This window comes from Collinsella sp. HCP3S3_E5 (assembly GCF_052067635.1).
GTDB lineage: Bacteria > Actinomycetota > Coriobacteriia > Coriobacteriales > Coriobacteriaceae > Collinsella.
Window position 1 is genome coordinate 1 of the sequence record NZ_JBQHQF010000011.1, and the last position, 14,136, is coordinate 14,136.

10 protein-coding genes are annotated in these 14,136 nt (G+C 60.2%); 6 read left to right on the plus strand and 4 right to left on the minus strand.

Annotation, left to right across the window (positions count from 1 at the left end; translation table 11 throughout):
• Positions 1 to 252: 252 nt before the first annotated feature.
• The 4 genes from pyrE to ACTM82_RS04760 form a co-directional block, all read right to left on the minus strand.
• Positions 253 to 936 carry an orotate phosphoribosyltransferase gene (pyrE, locus tag ACTM82_RS04745; protein ID WP_154518188.1) on the minus strand — a complete coding sequence of 228 codons (684 nt, stop codon included), beginning with the start codon at positions 934 to 936 and terminating at the stop codon, positions 253 to 255.
• A 121-nt stretch (positions 937 to 1,057) separates the two neighbouring features.
• A complete protein-coding gene (locus tag ACTM82_RS04750; RefSeq protein WP_441054710.1) occupies positions 1,058 to 2,593 on the minus strand; it encodes a LuxR C-terminal-related transcriptional regulator in 1,536 nt (511 codons plus the stop codon).
• 324 nt (positions 2,594 to 2,917) lie between these two features.
• Positions 2,918 to 4,231, minus strand: a complete 1,314-nt coding sequence (locus tag ACTM82_RS04755) for an apiosidase-like domain-containing protein (RefSeq protein WP_441054712.1) — start codon at positions 4,229 to 4,231, stop codon at positions 2,918 to 2,920.
• Between the two features lie 210 nt (positions 4,232 to 4,441).
• Complete coding sequence (locus ACTM82_RS04760; RefSeq protein ID WP_441054714.1) at positions 4,442 to 5,869, minus strand: PTS transporter subunit EIIC; 1,428 nt, start codon at positions 5,867 to 5,869, stop codon at positions 4,442 to 4,444.
• Positions 5,870 to 6,359: 490 nt separating this feature from the next.
• On the opposite strand from ACTM82_RS04760, the gene ACTM82_RS04765 reads away from it, so the two are divergent.
• From ACTM82_RS04765 to ACTM82_RS04790, 6 genes are all read left to right on the plus strand, one after another.
• Positions 6,360 to 7,694 (plus strand): prolyl oligopeptidase family serine peptidase, encoded by a 1,335-nt coding sequence (locus ACTM82_RS04765; protein WP_441054716.1) that lies wholly within the window; start codon positions 6,360 to 6,362, stop codon positions 7,692 to 7,694.
• Between the two features lie 264 nt (positions 7,695 to 7,958).
• Positions 7,959 to 9,470 (plus strand): nucleoside hydrolase-like domain-containing protein, encoded by a 1,512-nt coding sequence (locus ACTM82_RS04770; protein ID WP_441054718.1) that lies wholly within the window; start codon positions 7,959 to 7,961, stop codon positions 9,468 to 9,470.
• A gap of 208 nt (positions 9,471 to 9,678) precedes the next feature.
• Positions 9,679 to 10,416, plus strand: a complete 738-nt coding sequence (locus ACTM82_RS04775; RefSeq protein WP_154518194.1) for a DUF4428 domain-containing protein — start codon at positions 9,679 to 9,681, stop codon at positions 10,414 to 10,416.
• 24 nt (positions 10,417 to 10,440) lie between these two features.
• Complete coding sequence (locus ACTM82_RS04780) at positions 10,441 to 11,763, plus strand: hypothetical protein (protein WP_441015342.1); 1,323 nt, start codon at positions 10,441 to 10,443, stop codon at positions 11,761 to 11,763.
• A 48-nt stretch (positions 11,764 to 11,811) separates the two neighbouring features.
• Positions 11,812 to 13,053, plus strand: a complete 1,242-nt coding sequence (locus ACTM82_RS04785) for an SPFH domain-containing protein (protein WP_441041545.1) — start codon at positions 11,812 to 11,814, stop codon at positions 13,051 to 13,053.
• Between the two features lie 80 nt (positions 13,054 to 13,133).
• Positions 13,134 to 13,976: a hypothetical protein gene (locus ACTM82_RS04790; protein WP_441054720.1), complete on the plus strand. Its 843-nt coding sequence runs from the start codon at positions 13,134 to 13,136 to the stop codon at positions 13,974 to 13,976.
• Positions 13,977 to 14,136: the final 160 nt, after the last annotated feature.

The window sequence follows — 14,136 nt, forward strand, 5'->3', positions numbered from 1 at the left end:
CATGCCGGGGGCGGACCGGGACGGGTTAACGGCAGGCCCCGCCGACCGATTGCAAGCGGTCGGCGGGGCCATTGTGGCTCTTGACAGCGGATTGGGTCATATGAGCGAGCGACGTCCAGGTCGAACAAGTTGGCATGAAAAAGGCGAGGCATTGACCTTTTGGTCATACCTCGCCTTTTGAATGACAAATTGTCGCCCTGGGCGGCGCGCAGCGTCAACTGGTTGCGCGGGTTGGTAAACCCACGTAACTACCTACTCCTGTGCTCCGTACTGCTCGTAGTAGGCGTCGATGGCAGTCTTAAGTTCGTCATCGATGACGACCTTGCCGTCGATCTCGTGATTGTAGAGGGTCTCGACGACCTCGGCCATGGAGACGATGCTCGCGACGGGGAAACCGTACTTTGCCTCGATCTCCTTCTGCGCGGTGGTCACGCCGCCCTTGCCGACCTCCATGCGGTTGAGGGACACAATCAGGCCCTTGATTTCGACGTCGGCGGCAGCCTTAACCTTGGGATAGGTCTCGTCGATGGACTTGCCGCTGGTGGTAACGTCCTCGACCATGACCACGCGGTCGCCGTCCTGGGGCTCATAACCCAGCAGGTTGCCCTTATCGGCACCGTGATCCTTGGCCTCCTTGCGGTCGCAGCAGTACTTGACCTCCTTGCCGTACAGCTCGTGGTAGGCAATTGCGGTCACGACGGCCAGCGGAATACCCTTGTAGGCCGGTCCAAACAGCACATCAAAGTCGTCGCCAAAGTTATCGTGGATGGCCTGGGCGTAATACTCGCCCAGCTTCTTGAGCTGATAGCCTGTCACGTAAGCGCCGGCGTTCATAAAAAACGGGGACTGACGGCCGCTCTTGAGCGTAAAGCTGCCGAACTTAAGAACGTCGGACTCAACCATAAACTTGATGAACTCTTGCTTGTAAGCCTCCATGCGGGCTCCTCTCGTAATCGCGTACGTGCCCTCCAGTTTAGCGCAGGCGAAGCGTCGATGCGGGTGCGCTTTGGAGCCACATCCCCCCGTTAGAGTAAGGAACTGGGCGGCGCCTCATACGCTAGTCCTTGGGTGCCCAGGACCAGAAGAAGTTGATCAGGGCCACACGCGAGGCCGTACCGGTCTTTTTGTTGATCGAGGAAATGTGACGATAGAGCGTGGAGCGCGAAAGGAAAAGCGTTGCGGCAATGTCCTGAACGCTCTGGTCCGAAACGACCAGGGCCTCAAGAATATCGCGCTCGCGCTCTGTAAGCCCAAAGGTGGCGACGAAGGCGTCGAGGCGCTCATCAGGCGTGAGCTCCGCTGCCTCCACGAGCGCGGGGTCGGAACATGCGGGCGCAAGATCTCCACCAAGATTGTCGTCAGCAAGCGCCAGCCCGTCCTGCATCACGGCATCATCGGTTCGTTGCCCCAACTGTCCCAGCAGCGTAATCGCAATACCCACAAACATCACGAGTGCCGCGCCGACTGCAGCCAGCACGTTTTGACTCGAGATAATCGCCACCGCCGGCGCCGTCACGAGCATCGAGCACACGTTATTGACGACGCGACCCATGCACGGCCAAAAATATGACCAGCGCGCATAGAGCGAGATAGCGGCGAATTTTGTGGTAAAGAACACCACAAAGAAGCCCGAGCCCAGATAAAAGATGATCGTGGCAGCAAGCTCGTTACCGCCATTGCCATCGATGATGAGCACAAAGAACGAAAGCGTGGACAGCATGGCGACACATGTCATGCCGATATTCATATACGAACGGCCATGCAGGTCAAATAGGGCGCCGGCGGCCAACGAGCTCGCAACAAGCAGCAGGCGCGGCCAGTCACCCAAATCAACGGCTCCGGTAGCATGCAGGGTTGTGAGGCCCGCGTTAAGAGCGGCGAATACGCCGGAAAGATACGCCGTCGCCACGGTCAGGCGAACTACGGCGCGGCGGAATGCCGCCTTTGCCTCGGGATCGTCATGCCACTTGGCGCCATATTCCAAGGCATCTACCGAAAGCCCGGCAGCACTGGGTTCAAAGTTTGGATCGGACTCGTCGCGCAGCTTGGCGCGTCGGACCCCATGAAGTAACGCTACCTGCGCGATCGTACAGACAACCAGAACAGCCTGCTGAGGAATGCCGGCAGGCATCACCATATGGTTGAAGACCTGCACCAGAACGCCCATGGCGTAAGAAAGTGCGGCGGCGCGCGCCAAGCAGGGCGTCCGCGCAAAGCGCCGCGCAAAGTTTGCATGGGCAGTCGATCCGCAGTAGCCCAGCGCGCAGCACGCCACCAAACCGCCGGCGATTACCACCTCAGTCCGAACCGCCATAATCAACAGCAGGAATGCCGCCACCAGCAAAACACCCGTGATATCGCTCGTTGCGTCGATGACATGGGGACGGCGATAGTACAGAACGGGACGCACAAAAAAGCCAATCACGCTCGCGCCGAGGACAAGGCTCTCATAAATAACGACCTCGTTCGGAGACACGAGCTCGGCCATGCGAGTATCAAAGAGATACTCGCACGCCAAAAACGTGAAGAAGAACAGCGCCAGGCATATAATCTCCCGAATGCCCCGACGCAAATATGCGGTTGTGTCTCCCATGCCCCTCATGGTTAACCCCCAGCCGCTCAATTGTCTGGAATTCCATTTTAATAAAGAACCAGTCTCAATATCGAAGCCAGGCTCGAAATGCCGCTCATTTCGACCCCACCGTCCACATCACGCCGCGATTTTGAGCCGCATGGACCAGAAGGGACACGCGAGACCTCTAGCTCGGCTAGGAGCGTCTCCAACTACCACTCATTTAAGTACGTCCCCAATGAGTGCGACGGAATGGCTCCCTTGGCAGCTTAAAGCTGTCATGCACGAACCATTCCGTCGCAACCTCATGAAAGGGACTGGATTGTAAATGTTGGAGAAGAGCCGTTAGCGCCCGGGAGCCAAGATCACCAGCGCGTCGTGCTCAAAGGGATGCTGAGCCACGCGCACGGTACCGTCACCGTTGTCGCGAACGGGCAGCTTGGCGATGCGCTTGTCCTCCATGTCGAGGACCGTCGCCGTCCAGCCGCACGCGCCGTCGAGCTTAAACTTGAGCGCCGTAGTGCGCGGCAGGTACGTGACGACACGGTCGCCAACGCGCGCCACACGAATGGCCTCGCGCGCGTCATCGAGCAGCTCCTGCGCCGGAACCACGGCAAGTGCGTCGTCGCCAGCCGTAGCGCCCAGACCGGCAAGCACATGCTCGATCGCGCCAAAGTCCCAAACACCCGCAAACTGCAGGCACTCCTGCCAGCGGAACGGCATGTCGAAGCCCTCGCCCAGCACCGAGCCCTGGCTCTTGCTGGTCTGCCAGTTCCAAACGCCGTGCGCGCCATAGGTCACGCCAGCGCTCGCACCGGCAAGGATCGACGACCACACGCTCGCGCGGCAGTCCTGCGCGGTGAAGCGCCAGTACACGTTGCGCGACGCGCCCATCTGCTCGTAACAGGGCTCAGAGTTGACCATCGGCTTTTTGGGGTAGTTGGCGGTAAAGTCCTGCGGCAGGCGCCAGGCCTCGGGCTGGCCCTCGTAGTTGTGGCCGGGCTGGAACATGTAAAAGTCCAGACGGTCCAGGTACTGTGCCGGAATGGTGCGGTTGCCGCGGTTGATATGCATAGTGCGCAACGCCTCGGGCGCGCGTTTGACGACTTCGTCGAGAGCATCCTCGTAGTAGGCGATCGCCTCGTCGCTGGTAAAGTCGGTATCGCCCGTCACCACGTAGACGGGGTCGAACTCGCCCAGGTTCTCGACGACGCGGGCAACGTGGGCACGGACTTCCTCGCGCGGCATAACCTCGGCACCGCAATGCTCAGCGATCTTGGCGCCCCAGGTGCCGGGCACGTAGTTGCACCACATAAGCACGAGCGCCGGACGGATGCCGTGCTCGACGGCAGCGCGACACATGGCAGCGGCGCGATCCCAGTACGCTTGGTTGGGGCGGGACCAATCAAAATGCACGCCATCCTCGCTGGCATAGGGCCAAATGCCCAGATCGGGGCAGCAGCGATCCCACTGCGGCAGCGTGTTGATCTGCAACACGTTCATGCCCTGCTCGGAGCGACGGGTCAGATAGTAGTCCCAATCGGCCTCGGTAATGCTCGTAAACGCGCTCCAGCACGTATCGGCAAACCAAAAGAACGGTTTGCCCTCGCACAAAAAGCCGTCCTGGCGACCGTTGACGGTCAGCTTTCCCAAACTCATCTGCATGTCCTTTCGTTTGATAAAGGAGTTGCGAACCGGCAGATTCTTTCGCGGTAACCCCGCGCGAAAGCCCCTGGCGCTTAGCAAGCCCCGGCGAGCAGGCGCCACGCGCCCCCAATCAGTCTACCTTGTAAAAAGGGCCCCGCCGGGCTTGCGCCTGACGGGGCCCTGTCGTGTAGGTAAGGTCGTATGTGACCGAATGGTTTGGCCTTAGGCCTCCATCTCGGCGAGCTCCTCCTTGGAGAAGCCAGTGGCAAAGACGACGGCAGCGGCGATGGCAAAGGAGATTGCCATGCCGACGATAGCCCAGACGGTGTTCATCTGGCCACCCTGCAGATAGTTGGTGAAGACCAGGAAGTTGGAGGCACCGCCGGCCAGGTAGTAAGTAACACCCATGAGGCCGGAGAACACAGCGCCGATGGCACCGCCGATGAACATACCGAGCATGGTGCGACGGAAGCGCATGAGGATACCGAAGAGTGCGGGCTCGGTGACGCCGCCGGCGATGGCGGAGATGACGTAGCCCAGGGCAAGACCCTTCTCGTCGGGGTTCTTCATCTTGAGGAAGGCACCGAAAGCGCAGCCCCAGACGGCGGCCATAGCGCAGTTGGTGGAAACGAAGACGAAGGGATCGTAGCCGGCGGCGATGATCTGAACCTGAGCGAGCAGGATGACGGGCATGTGCATGCCGCAGACCACGAAGAGCTGCCAGAAGGCGCCGAGGACGGCCATGACGATCAGGATGCCGATACCGCCAAGGTCGGCGAGACCAAAGAGGGCGTTGGCAATCAGCGTACCGAGCTCGTTGCCGATCGGGGCAAGGACGATGAAGGCGATGGGGATGGTGACGATCATGGTGCAGAACGGCGTGAAGACCGTGGACAGCACGTCGGGCATGACCTTCTTAAAGAACTTCTCAACAAAGTAGAGGACCGGCACCGAGAGGATAATCGGCAGGACGGACTGCTGGTAGTTGGCAGCGGTGATCTGGATGCCATAGACGGAGATGATTCCGCCACCCTCCTGAGTCGCGACACTCACGACGGACGGGGCCATGAGTGCGCCGCCGAGGAGCATGCCCAGAACCGGAGAGGCGCCGAGCTTCTTAGCAGCGGCATAGCCCAAGTAGATGGGGATAAAGGTAAACGTGGCCTCGTACAGGGTGGTGTAGAGGAACGTGTAGGTCGGATCGGTATCGGAGATAACGCCGAGCATGGTGGGACCAAGAACCGCAGCGATGGTGCGGAACAGACCGCCGGCCATGAGCAGCGGAATCAGCTGGGTCATGGAACCCGACAGGTAGTCGAGGATGATGTTGGGCAGGTTCTTGAGCTCGAACTTCTCCTTAGGAGCGTCGAGGTTCTCGTCGACCGCGGCACCCTGCTTGACGCCGGACATGGCGACGAACTCGGCGAGCACCTTGGGCACGTTCTGGCCGATGATGACCTGGAGCTGGCTGCCGGCGAACTGGCAGCCCAGAACACCCTTGACCTTCTTGATCTTCTCCACGTCGGCCTTGCTGTTGTCCTTGAGCGTCAGACGCAGGCGCGTCATGCAGTTGGTGGCGACGGTGACGTTTTCCGCACCGCCCACGAGCTCGAGGACATCGGTGGCAATCTGCTTGTTATCTACTGCCATGGGACCCCTCCCCATATCGTCGTGTGCCTAATCGCTTGGGCGCAGGCACGCCTTTGGCCCGGTGACTATAACCCCTTACGGTTACCGAACCCTTGGATACGCTGTCGTAAACAATCTGTTTACTGAACGTTTACAGCGCTTAGTTTACACTCAGCGTTGAATTTGTGGCAGTTTTGCCGTTTGCAGTCCGGTGAACGGTAGGAAATCGGGAGTGAACGTAATTGAATGCAGAGGCATTACATATAGTGCCATTTATTTATAAATGGTATTTTACGTGGGATTTTATATAATCTGGCACCTCAATGCCTTGTTGACTCATCAACAAAAGCCCTGCTAGATAGTAGTAAACGAGTGTTTAGTAGTTCATTGAACGTTTGATGCTACCGTTTACCGAGTTCATCCGCTTATTCTCAAATTCTGCTTTACACTAAACATGTTTAGATTGTATTGCCGCGATTGTTTAGCACGCGCGGCACAAGGGAGGCAGCTCATGGAACTCAAATCGTGCACCTACGCAACCGTCAGCACCTTGGGCGACTTTGGCCCCTGGATCAGCAAGGTCGTTCTCGACCTACCCTGCACCGTGCGCGCCAACGATGTCGATGCGAACACTTTCCATATATATGTAGAGCGTCACGAGCGCACGGGCGAGGTCCTGATGCGCAAGGAGCACGGCGCCGACCATGCCACGCCCTCCGTGGGTTACATCGACGTTCTCGCCGCGTATCCGAGTGACGAGAACGGCCGCAAGCTCGCCGTGGGCACCCATGTGGCACTCGAGGTCGCCGAGCAGCGCCTGACCAAAAAGATCGAAGGCGGCGTCATGGGCTCGCGCATGCTCGATAACCAGCTGCACGTCACGCAGCTCGCGGCTCTTCCCGGCGACGACGGCGAACCCACCTGCGGCCTGGTCTTCGATACCTGTCGCGGCGACATCTGCCCCGCGCTCAAGGGCTGGAGCAATGCCGTGCAAAAGACCGCCGTCAATGGCATCGCGCTCGAGTACGGCTTCTTTGAGCCCAGCTTTAAAGCCGAGGACTCGGCCTGCTTCAATCCCTTCGCGCCCGAGGCCACGGTCGTGCCCCAAAAGGCCCCGCTCGTGGTGTACCTACACGGCGCCGGCGAAGGCAGGGGTGCCACGCAGGGCGAAGGCGCCACGCGCGCCTATATCGGCAACCGCGTGACAGCCATTAGCCAGGCGCAAATCCAGCGCTACTTTGGCGGCTTTGCCTGGGTGCTCGTGCCGCAGTCTCCCACGTTTTGGATGGATAACGGCGTCGAGCAGCTCGGCCGCTCCAACCAGAGCATCTACTCCCCCGTACTCAAGGCGCTCATCGACGAGTTTGTCGCCGAGCATGCCGAGCGCATCGACACCGACCGCATCGTGGTCGCCGGCCTTTCCAACGGCGGCTTTATGACCCTGCGCCTGTGCGCCGACTACCCCGATTTCTTCGCCGCCGGCCTTCCCTGCTGTGCCCCGTGGTACAACGCCACGGACGAGGACGTAGCCGCGCTCGCCAAGACGCCGCTGTGGTTTACGCACTCCAAGGGCGACGAGCTCGTGTCGCCGCAGCAGACCGTGCTGCCGCTCACGGCACGCCTGCGTGACGCCGGAGCCAACGTGCACCTTACCTACTTTAGCCATGTCGAGGACCTAACCGGTCGCTATCGCGAGGCCGATGGCTCGCCCAAGAAGACGTTCAACCACGGCGTGTGGATCCACCAATTCAACGACCTGTGTTATCAAGACTTCGACGGGGGCAGCGTGCTCATCGACGGCGAGCCGGTGGGCTGCTGGGAGTGGTCGGCCAGAGTTTCGAGGTAGCCATCCCATCGGGGTCCCTGACCTTTAGTTTTGTAAACGTCCTCGCGCATGAGCCCCGCTTTTCCTGCTCCTTCGGAGCATCGGATAAGCGGGGCCCGCGCTGCGGAATGTTTACAAAACTAAAGGTCAGGGCCCCTAAGTTAACGTTGTTCGAAACGCTGGCCGGCCGCTTCCGGCAGCACGCCGGGTCGGCGGCGATGGGGACGGGGTCCCGTCTTGCCTTGCGCGTAACTGGCTGAATTGATTTTGATTGGAGCTGTTCCTATGTCCCAAGAGTTAACTCGGGTGATTGTTACTACCGATATGGAAGTCGACGATATGAACTCGCTCGTTCATTTGGCTCTGTATCTTAATGTGCTTGATGTTCAGGCTGTGGTGTATACGGCTTCGCAGTATCACTTTCTTGGGGATGGGGTTCATACGCTGGGCGAGGTGAATTCGCATTGGCGGACCAAAGGGCGTCGCTCTTATGAGTGGGATGTTGTGCCTCATGAACCCGATCCGCTGGCCGGCGAGCTTCGTGAGTATCGTCCGTTTCCCGAGCATTGGATTGAGAGTCTCTGGAGTAATGAATATGCCCAGGCTTGGCCGCAGTTGCAGGCGAATGCGGGCGCTGCCGGTGAGCCGCCGTTTCCCACGCCCGCCCAGATGATCGAGCGCACCTTTGTGGGAAATGTTGCCTTTGAGGGTGATGTGACTGAGAAAACTGAGGGATCTCGCGTAATTGCGCAGGCAATTTTGGATGATGATCCGCGTACGTTATGGCTGCTCAGCTGGGGTGGCATGAACACCATCGTTCGCGCCCTCATGAGTATTGCCGAGCGTTATCGCGCCACGCCCGAATGGCCTGCCGTGCAGCAGCGGGTCTATCAGAAGGTGCGCGTGATGGGCGTTGCCGATGGCGTGGGGCAGGACAACTCATGGCTCGACCATGGACGCGAGCTCTTTCCCGAGCTCATCTTTTGGTGTGTGCCCTATATGTATGGCGGCTATGTCGATGCCAAGATGGCTCAACCCGATACGCTGCCGCTGTTTAAGGCACCTTGGCCTGAGCAGAATCTCACGCAGGGTAACGGCCCCCTCATGGCACGCTACATGCTCTATGGCGACGGCAAGGTCTACGAAAATGAGCCCGAGCGCTTTCAGTTTGGCAAGCATGCCCGTCTGGATTGGGGTCTAGAAGGCATGCCCGCGATGCAGTTTGAGCGCGGCGACTTTATGGCCGAAGGCGACAGCATGACCTATATTCCGCTGCTGCCGTTTGGCCTGCGCGGTATCGACGACCGCGGCTTCGACACACTGCTCGGCCGCATGTTTCTTGATGGACATCCCGATACGGACGCACCCGCCGGTTTTGCCGCCATCGGCACGCCCGTAGACGGCAACCCCAATCCCTACCTGCGCGCCTATCAGGAAGACTTTGCCGCCCGCGCGCAATGGTGCGCCCATGATCCGGCAGCTTGCTCGCATCCGACACATGTTGTCGAGGTCACGGCCGACCGCAGCGCTACAGCCGGCGAGCGCGTCACCCTTGCAGCGACCGTCGTCGACCCCGACGGCAAGGGCTTTGATGCACATTGGGATGTCGCCGTGGACCCGTCGAGCTATGCAGGCACGCAGGATCTTTCGCTGTGGCAGGAATGCACGGTGAGCACCGCTTTTATCGTGCCCGCCGACGCGCAGCCCGGCGACCGCTTCGTGCTCACCCTTACCGTGCAGACGCGCGCCGAGCGCCCCTGCAGCCGCTACGCCCAGGTTGCCGTGACCGTGGCGTAGCAGGGACGGCGCCCACATTCGGCAGCCGCCACATTCGGCATGGACTGTCCCCAGCTGCCACTCATTTAAGTACGTCCCCAATGAGTGGCCGAAAATGGGCCATGTGTCCCAGTTGTGGAGACTCGTTGAGCCGTCTGGGTATCGTGAAAGATCGAGCGCTCACCCATCATCAAAAGTGACACACGCTACCTGTTGATGGGAGGCAGCCATGGGCTTCTTTGACAAGATGTTCGAGAAGAAAGAGTGCGCGATTTGCGGTACCGAACTGGGGATTTTGGGAAAGACCAAAATCAACGAAGGCTACCTGTGCAAAGAGTGCGCAGGCAAGCTCTCCCCCTTCTTTAGTGGTTGGCGCTCCAGCACCGCGGACGATATCCGCGAGCAACTCGCCTACCGCGAGGCCAACGCCGAGCGCCTGGCCTCGTTCAACCCAACGCGCACGCTCTCTGCCGGGCGCACCAACATCATGCTCGACGAAGACGCGGGTCTGCTGATCATCACTTCGCAGAGCCGCTGGCGCGACGCCAATCCCGACATCATCGAGTTCTCACAGGTACTCGGCTGCGATATGGATATCGACGAGCATCGCACCGAGATCTATCGCGAGACCAAGGACGGCGAGCGCGAGAGCTACAACCCGCCGCGCTACGACCTGGATTACGACTTTAACCTGACTATTCACGTCAACACGCCGTACTTTACCGAGATCAACCTGCGCGTGAACGACTCCACCATCGATCAGCGTGGCTCCATCGAATATCGCGAGGCCAAGCGCCAGGCAACCGAAGTCCGCGATGCGCTGGTACAGCTGCGTCAGGAGACACGCGACAGCGTCGTGGCCGCCAAGGCCCCCAAGACCGCGGTCACCTGCCCCTTCTGCGGTGCAACCACCATTCCCGATGCCAGCGGACGCTGCGAATACTGCGGCGGCGCCATCGGCGCATAGCCTCCGGCACGGAAAGGACCGATCATGGCCTTCGAGAGTGTCAACTATCAGTGCCCCGCGTGTGGCGGCCCCCTTCACTTTGCCAGTGCCGAACAAAAGCTTGTCTGCGACTACTGCGATTCGCGTTTTGAAGTCGAAGAAGTCGAGGCCCTCTATCGCGAGCGCCAGGACAAGGCAGATGCCAAAGCCGATGCCGCAGCCGCGGCCCCCAAACCTGCTGTCGACGATGCCGTGCAGGATCTGGCCCAAAACGCCGGCTACATCTGCTCGTCGTGCGGCGCCGAGCTGGTCTCGGACGGCACCGTCGCCGTTACCACCTGCCCATACTGCGGCAACTCCGCCGTGGCGCCCGGCCAGCTCTCGGGCGACTTCTCACCCGACCTGGTGATTCCGTTTAAGCTCGGGCGCGATGATGTCATGGCAGCACTCAAAGAGCATTACAAGGGCAAAATCCTGCTGCCCAAGAGCTTTGTCACCGGCAACCACATCGACGAGGTCCAAGGCGTTTACGTGCCGTTTTGGCTCTACGGCGCCCGCGTGGATGGCGAAGTGTACTTCGATGCGACCAACGAGACCGTGACCGAGGAATCCGACCGCACCGTCACGACCACCGACCACTACGACGCCTACCGTAAGGGCAAAATCTCGTTTGAGCGCGTGCCCGTCGACGGATCGTCCAAGATGCCCGACGGCCATATGGATGCTATCGAGCCGTTTGACTACGACGCGCTGCGCCCGTTCTCGGTCGCGTATATGCCCGGCTACATCGCCAACCGCTACGATGAGGATTGCGAGACCTGCAAGGCGCGCGCCGAGCGTCGTATGGAAGAAAGTACGATTTCGGCCCTGCGCGAGACCGTCGTCGACGAATATGACGATGCCAAGGTCGAAAGCAAGCAGCTCGACTACACCTGGGAAGACAGCAACTACGCTCTGTTCCCCGTGTGGATGCTTTCCACCTCGTGGAACGGCAAGAGCTACCTGTTTGCCATGAACGGCCAAACCGGCCGCATGGTCGGCGAGCTGCCCTGCTCCAAGCCCAAGCTCGCCATCGCCTCGGTGCTGTTCTTTGTAATCGGGTTTGTCCTCTCCCAGATTCTCTTTATGGGCGAGAACGCCTTCGATCCGGACTACCTCACCTTTGATATCGAGGGCATCCTCATCAACATCGTCGCACCGCTGATTATCGTAATCATCGGAGACGTGCTGCTGGTAGGCCAGCTCAAGACGGCCAACGAGGCCACCCACGCCGATTGCTACTGCGGCGAGCTCGACTTGACCGAGAAGCACGACACCTTCAGCCACACCGAGACCACCGTTGTCATGAAGGACAACAAGGACGATTAGCCATTCTGACCAATACCACCCGGCCTTTGACGAGAAAGGAAGATCACCATGGGACTCTTGAAAGCTGGATTGGGAGCTGCCGGCGGCGTCATGGCCGACCAGTGGAAGGAATATATCTATTGCGAATCGATGCCCGCTGACGTCTTGGCCTGCAAGGGCAGCAAGCGCACCGGCGGCCGCAGCTCCAACACGCGCGGCGAGGACAACGTCATCTCCAACGGCTCCGTCATCGCCGTCAACGACGGCCAGGGCATGCTCGTGGTGCAAAACGGCAAGATCATCGAGGTCGCGCTGGAGCCCGGCGAGTTTGTCTTTGACACCGGCAGCGAGCCGAGCGTCTTTAGCGGCAACCTGGGCGACTCCATCAAGGAGACGTTCGCCAATATCGGCAGCCGTTTTGCCTTTGGCGGCGACGCGGGCAAGGACCAGCGTGTCTACTTCATCAACACCAAGGAGATCATCGGCAACAAGTACGGCACCGCCTCGCCTGTGCCCTTCCGCGTGGTCGATAACAACATTGGCCTGGATGTCGACATCTCCGTTCGCTGCAACGGCGAGTATTCGTACCGCATCACCAACCCGCTGCTGTTCTACACCAACGTGTGCGGCAACGTGACCGATAGCTACACGCGCGATAAGATCGACAGCCAGCTTAAGTCCGAGCTGCTCACCGCTCTGCAACCCGCCTTTGCCAAGATCTCGGAGATGGGCATCCGCTACAGCGCTATCCCCGGCCACACCACCGAGCTCGCCCGCGCGCTCAACGAGGTTCTCTCCGCCGACTGGCGCGACCTGCGCGGCGTCGAGATCGTGAGCTTTGGCGTCAACTCCATCGCCGCCTCGCAAGAAGACGAGCAAATGATCAAGGACCTGCAGAAGGCCGCAGTCATGCGCGATCCCACCATGGCAGCCGCCAACATCGCCAGCGCCCAGAGCGATGCGATGCGCGCGGCAGCCGCCAACCCCAACGGCGCGATGGCCGGCTTTATGGGCATGGGCATGGCGGGCGGCATGGGCGGCATGAACGCCAGCCAGCTGTTCGCCGCCGGCCAGGCACAGCAGCAGGCCGCCCCACAGCCGGCTCCGGCACCCGCCCCCGCACCAGCTCCTGCCGCTGCCCCCGCGGCCGGCGCATGGACCTGCAGCTGCGGTGCCACCAACACCGGCAAGTTCTGCCCCGAATGCGGCAGCCCCGCACCCGCCCCGGCACCGGCCAAGTGGTTCTGCCCCAACTGCGGCAGCGAAAACGGCGGCAAGTTCTGCAGCAACTGCGGAACGCCTAGGCCCTAACCCCTCTATCTGGTAATTGGCGGGGGGTCCGCCACCCCCGCATTTGCTTCTATGGGTTTCGTTCGATAAAGGAGGACACCATGAAGACAACGTTCAAAAAGTCCGTACTCGCATTTCTGACATGCGTCCTGGCGCTCGCCTTTGCCCTGACGGGCTGCAGCGGCGGCGGCAAGGACCCCAAGGCCAACTTCGTCGGCAGCTGGGAACTCTCGGGTGGAACCCTGGAGGGCGAAGAGCTCACCGATGAGTACATGGATATGCTCAAGGAGTGGGGCCTCAACTGTATCCTGATCCTCGACGAAGACGGCACGGGCGTCCTCGACATGTTCCTTGAGGTCGCCGACCTGAAATGGGAGGCCAAGGACGCCACCACTGCAACCATCACCGCCGACGGCGATTCGCAGGACATGAAACTCAAGGACGGCAAGCTCGTCCTCGAGGTGGAAGGCGACAAGCTTATCTTTACGAAGTCCGACAAGGATCTGTCCGGTACGCTAAAAAAGGATCGCGAGGCGGCCGAGAAGGAAGAGGAGATCGATGAGGCCGTCGAAGACGACGACGTCCAGAGCGTCGAAATCTCCCCCGCCGTCACCGTCGCCGATGACGATCTGTGCACCATCACCATCACCGAGAAGTTTAAGGACGAATGGGGCGACATCGGCTTTGTCGTCAAAATCACCAACAAGAGCGACAAGGACCTGACCTTCTACGCTCCCTCCGGCAAGACCAACGTCAACGGCACCATGAAGGAACCCTGGTTCTCGGCTAACCTGATGCCCGGCACCAACGCCACCGAGGAATTCACATTCTCGAGCGGCGAGCTTGACAGCCTTGACGACCTGGTCAACACGACCATCGGCATCGACGCCTACCTGACCGATTCCTACGAGGACGTCGCCTCCTACACCGCAACCATCGCGTAGCGGCACGTAACATCAGCCACGGATTGGCGGACACATCCGCGCACTTGCCAGGCGGGGCCGCAGGAGTTGATCCTGCGGCCCCGTCGTTTTTATGCCGACAGCACAGCCGCACAAGCAGGCCGCCCGTCGTTTTCTGATGCAAAACGGCGGGCGGCCTATC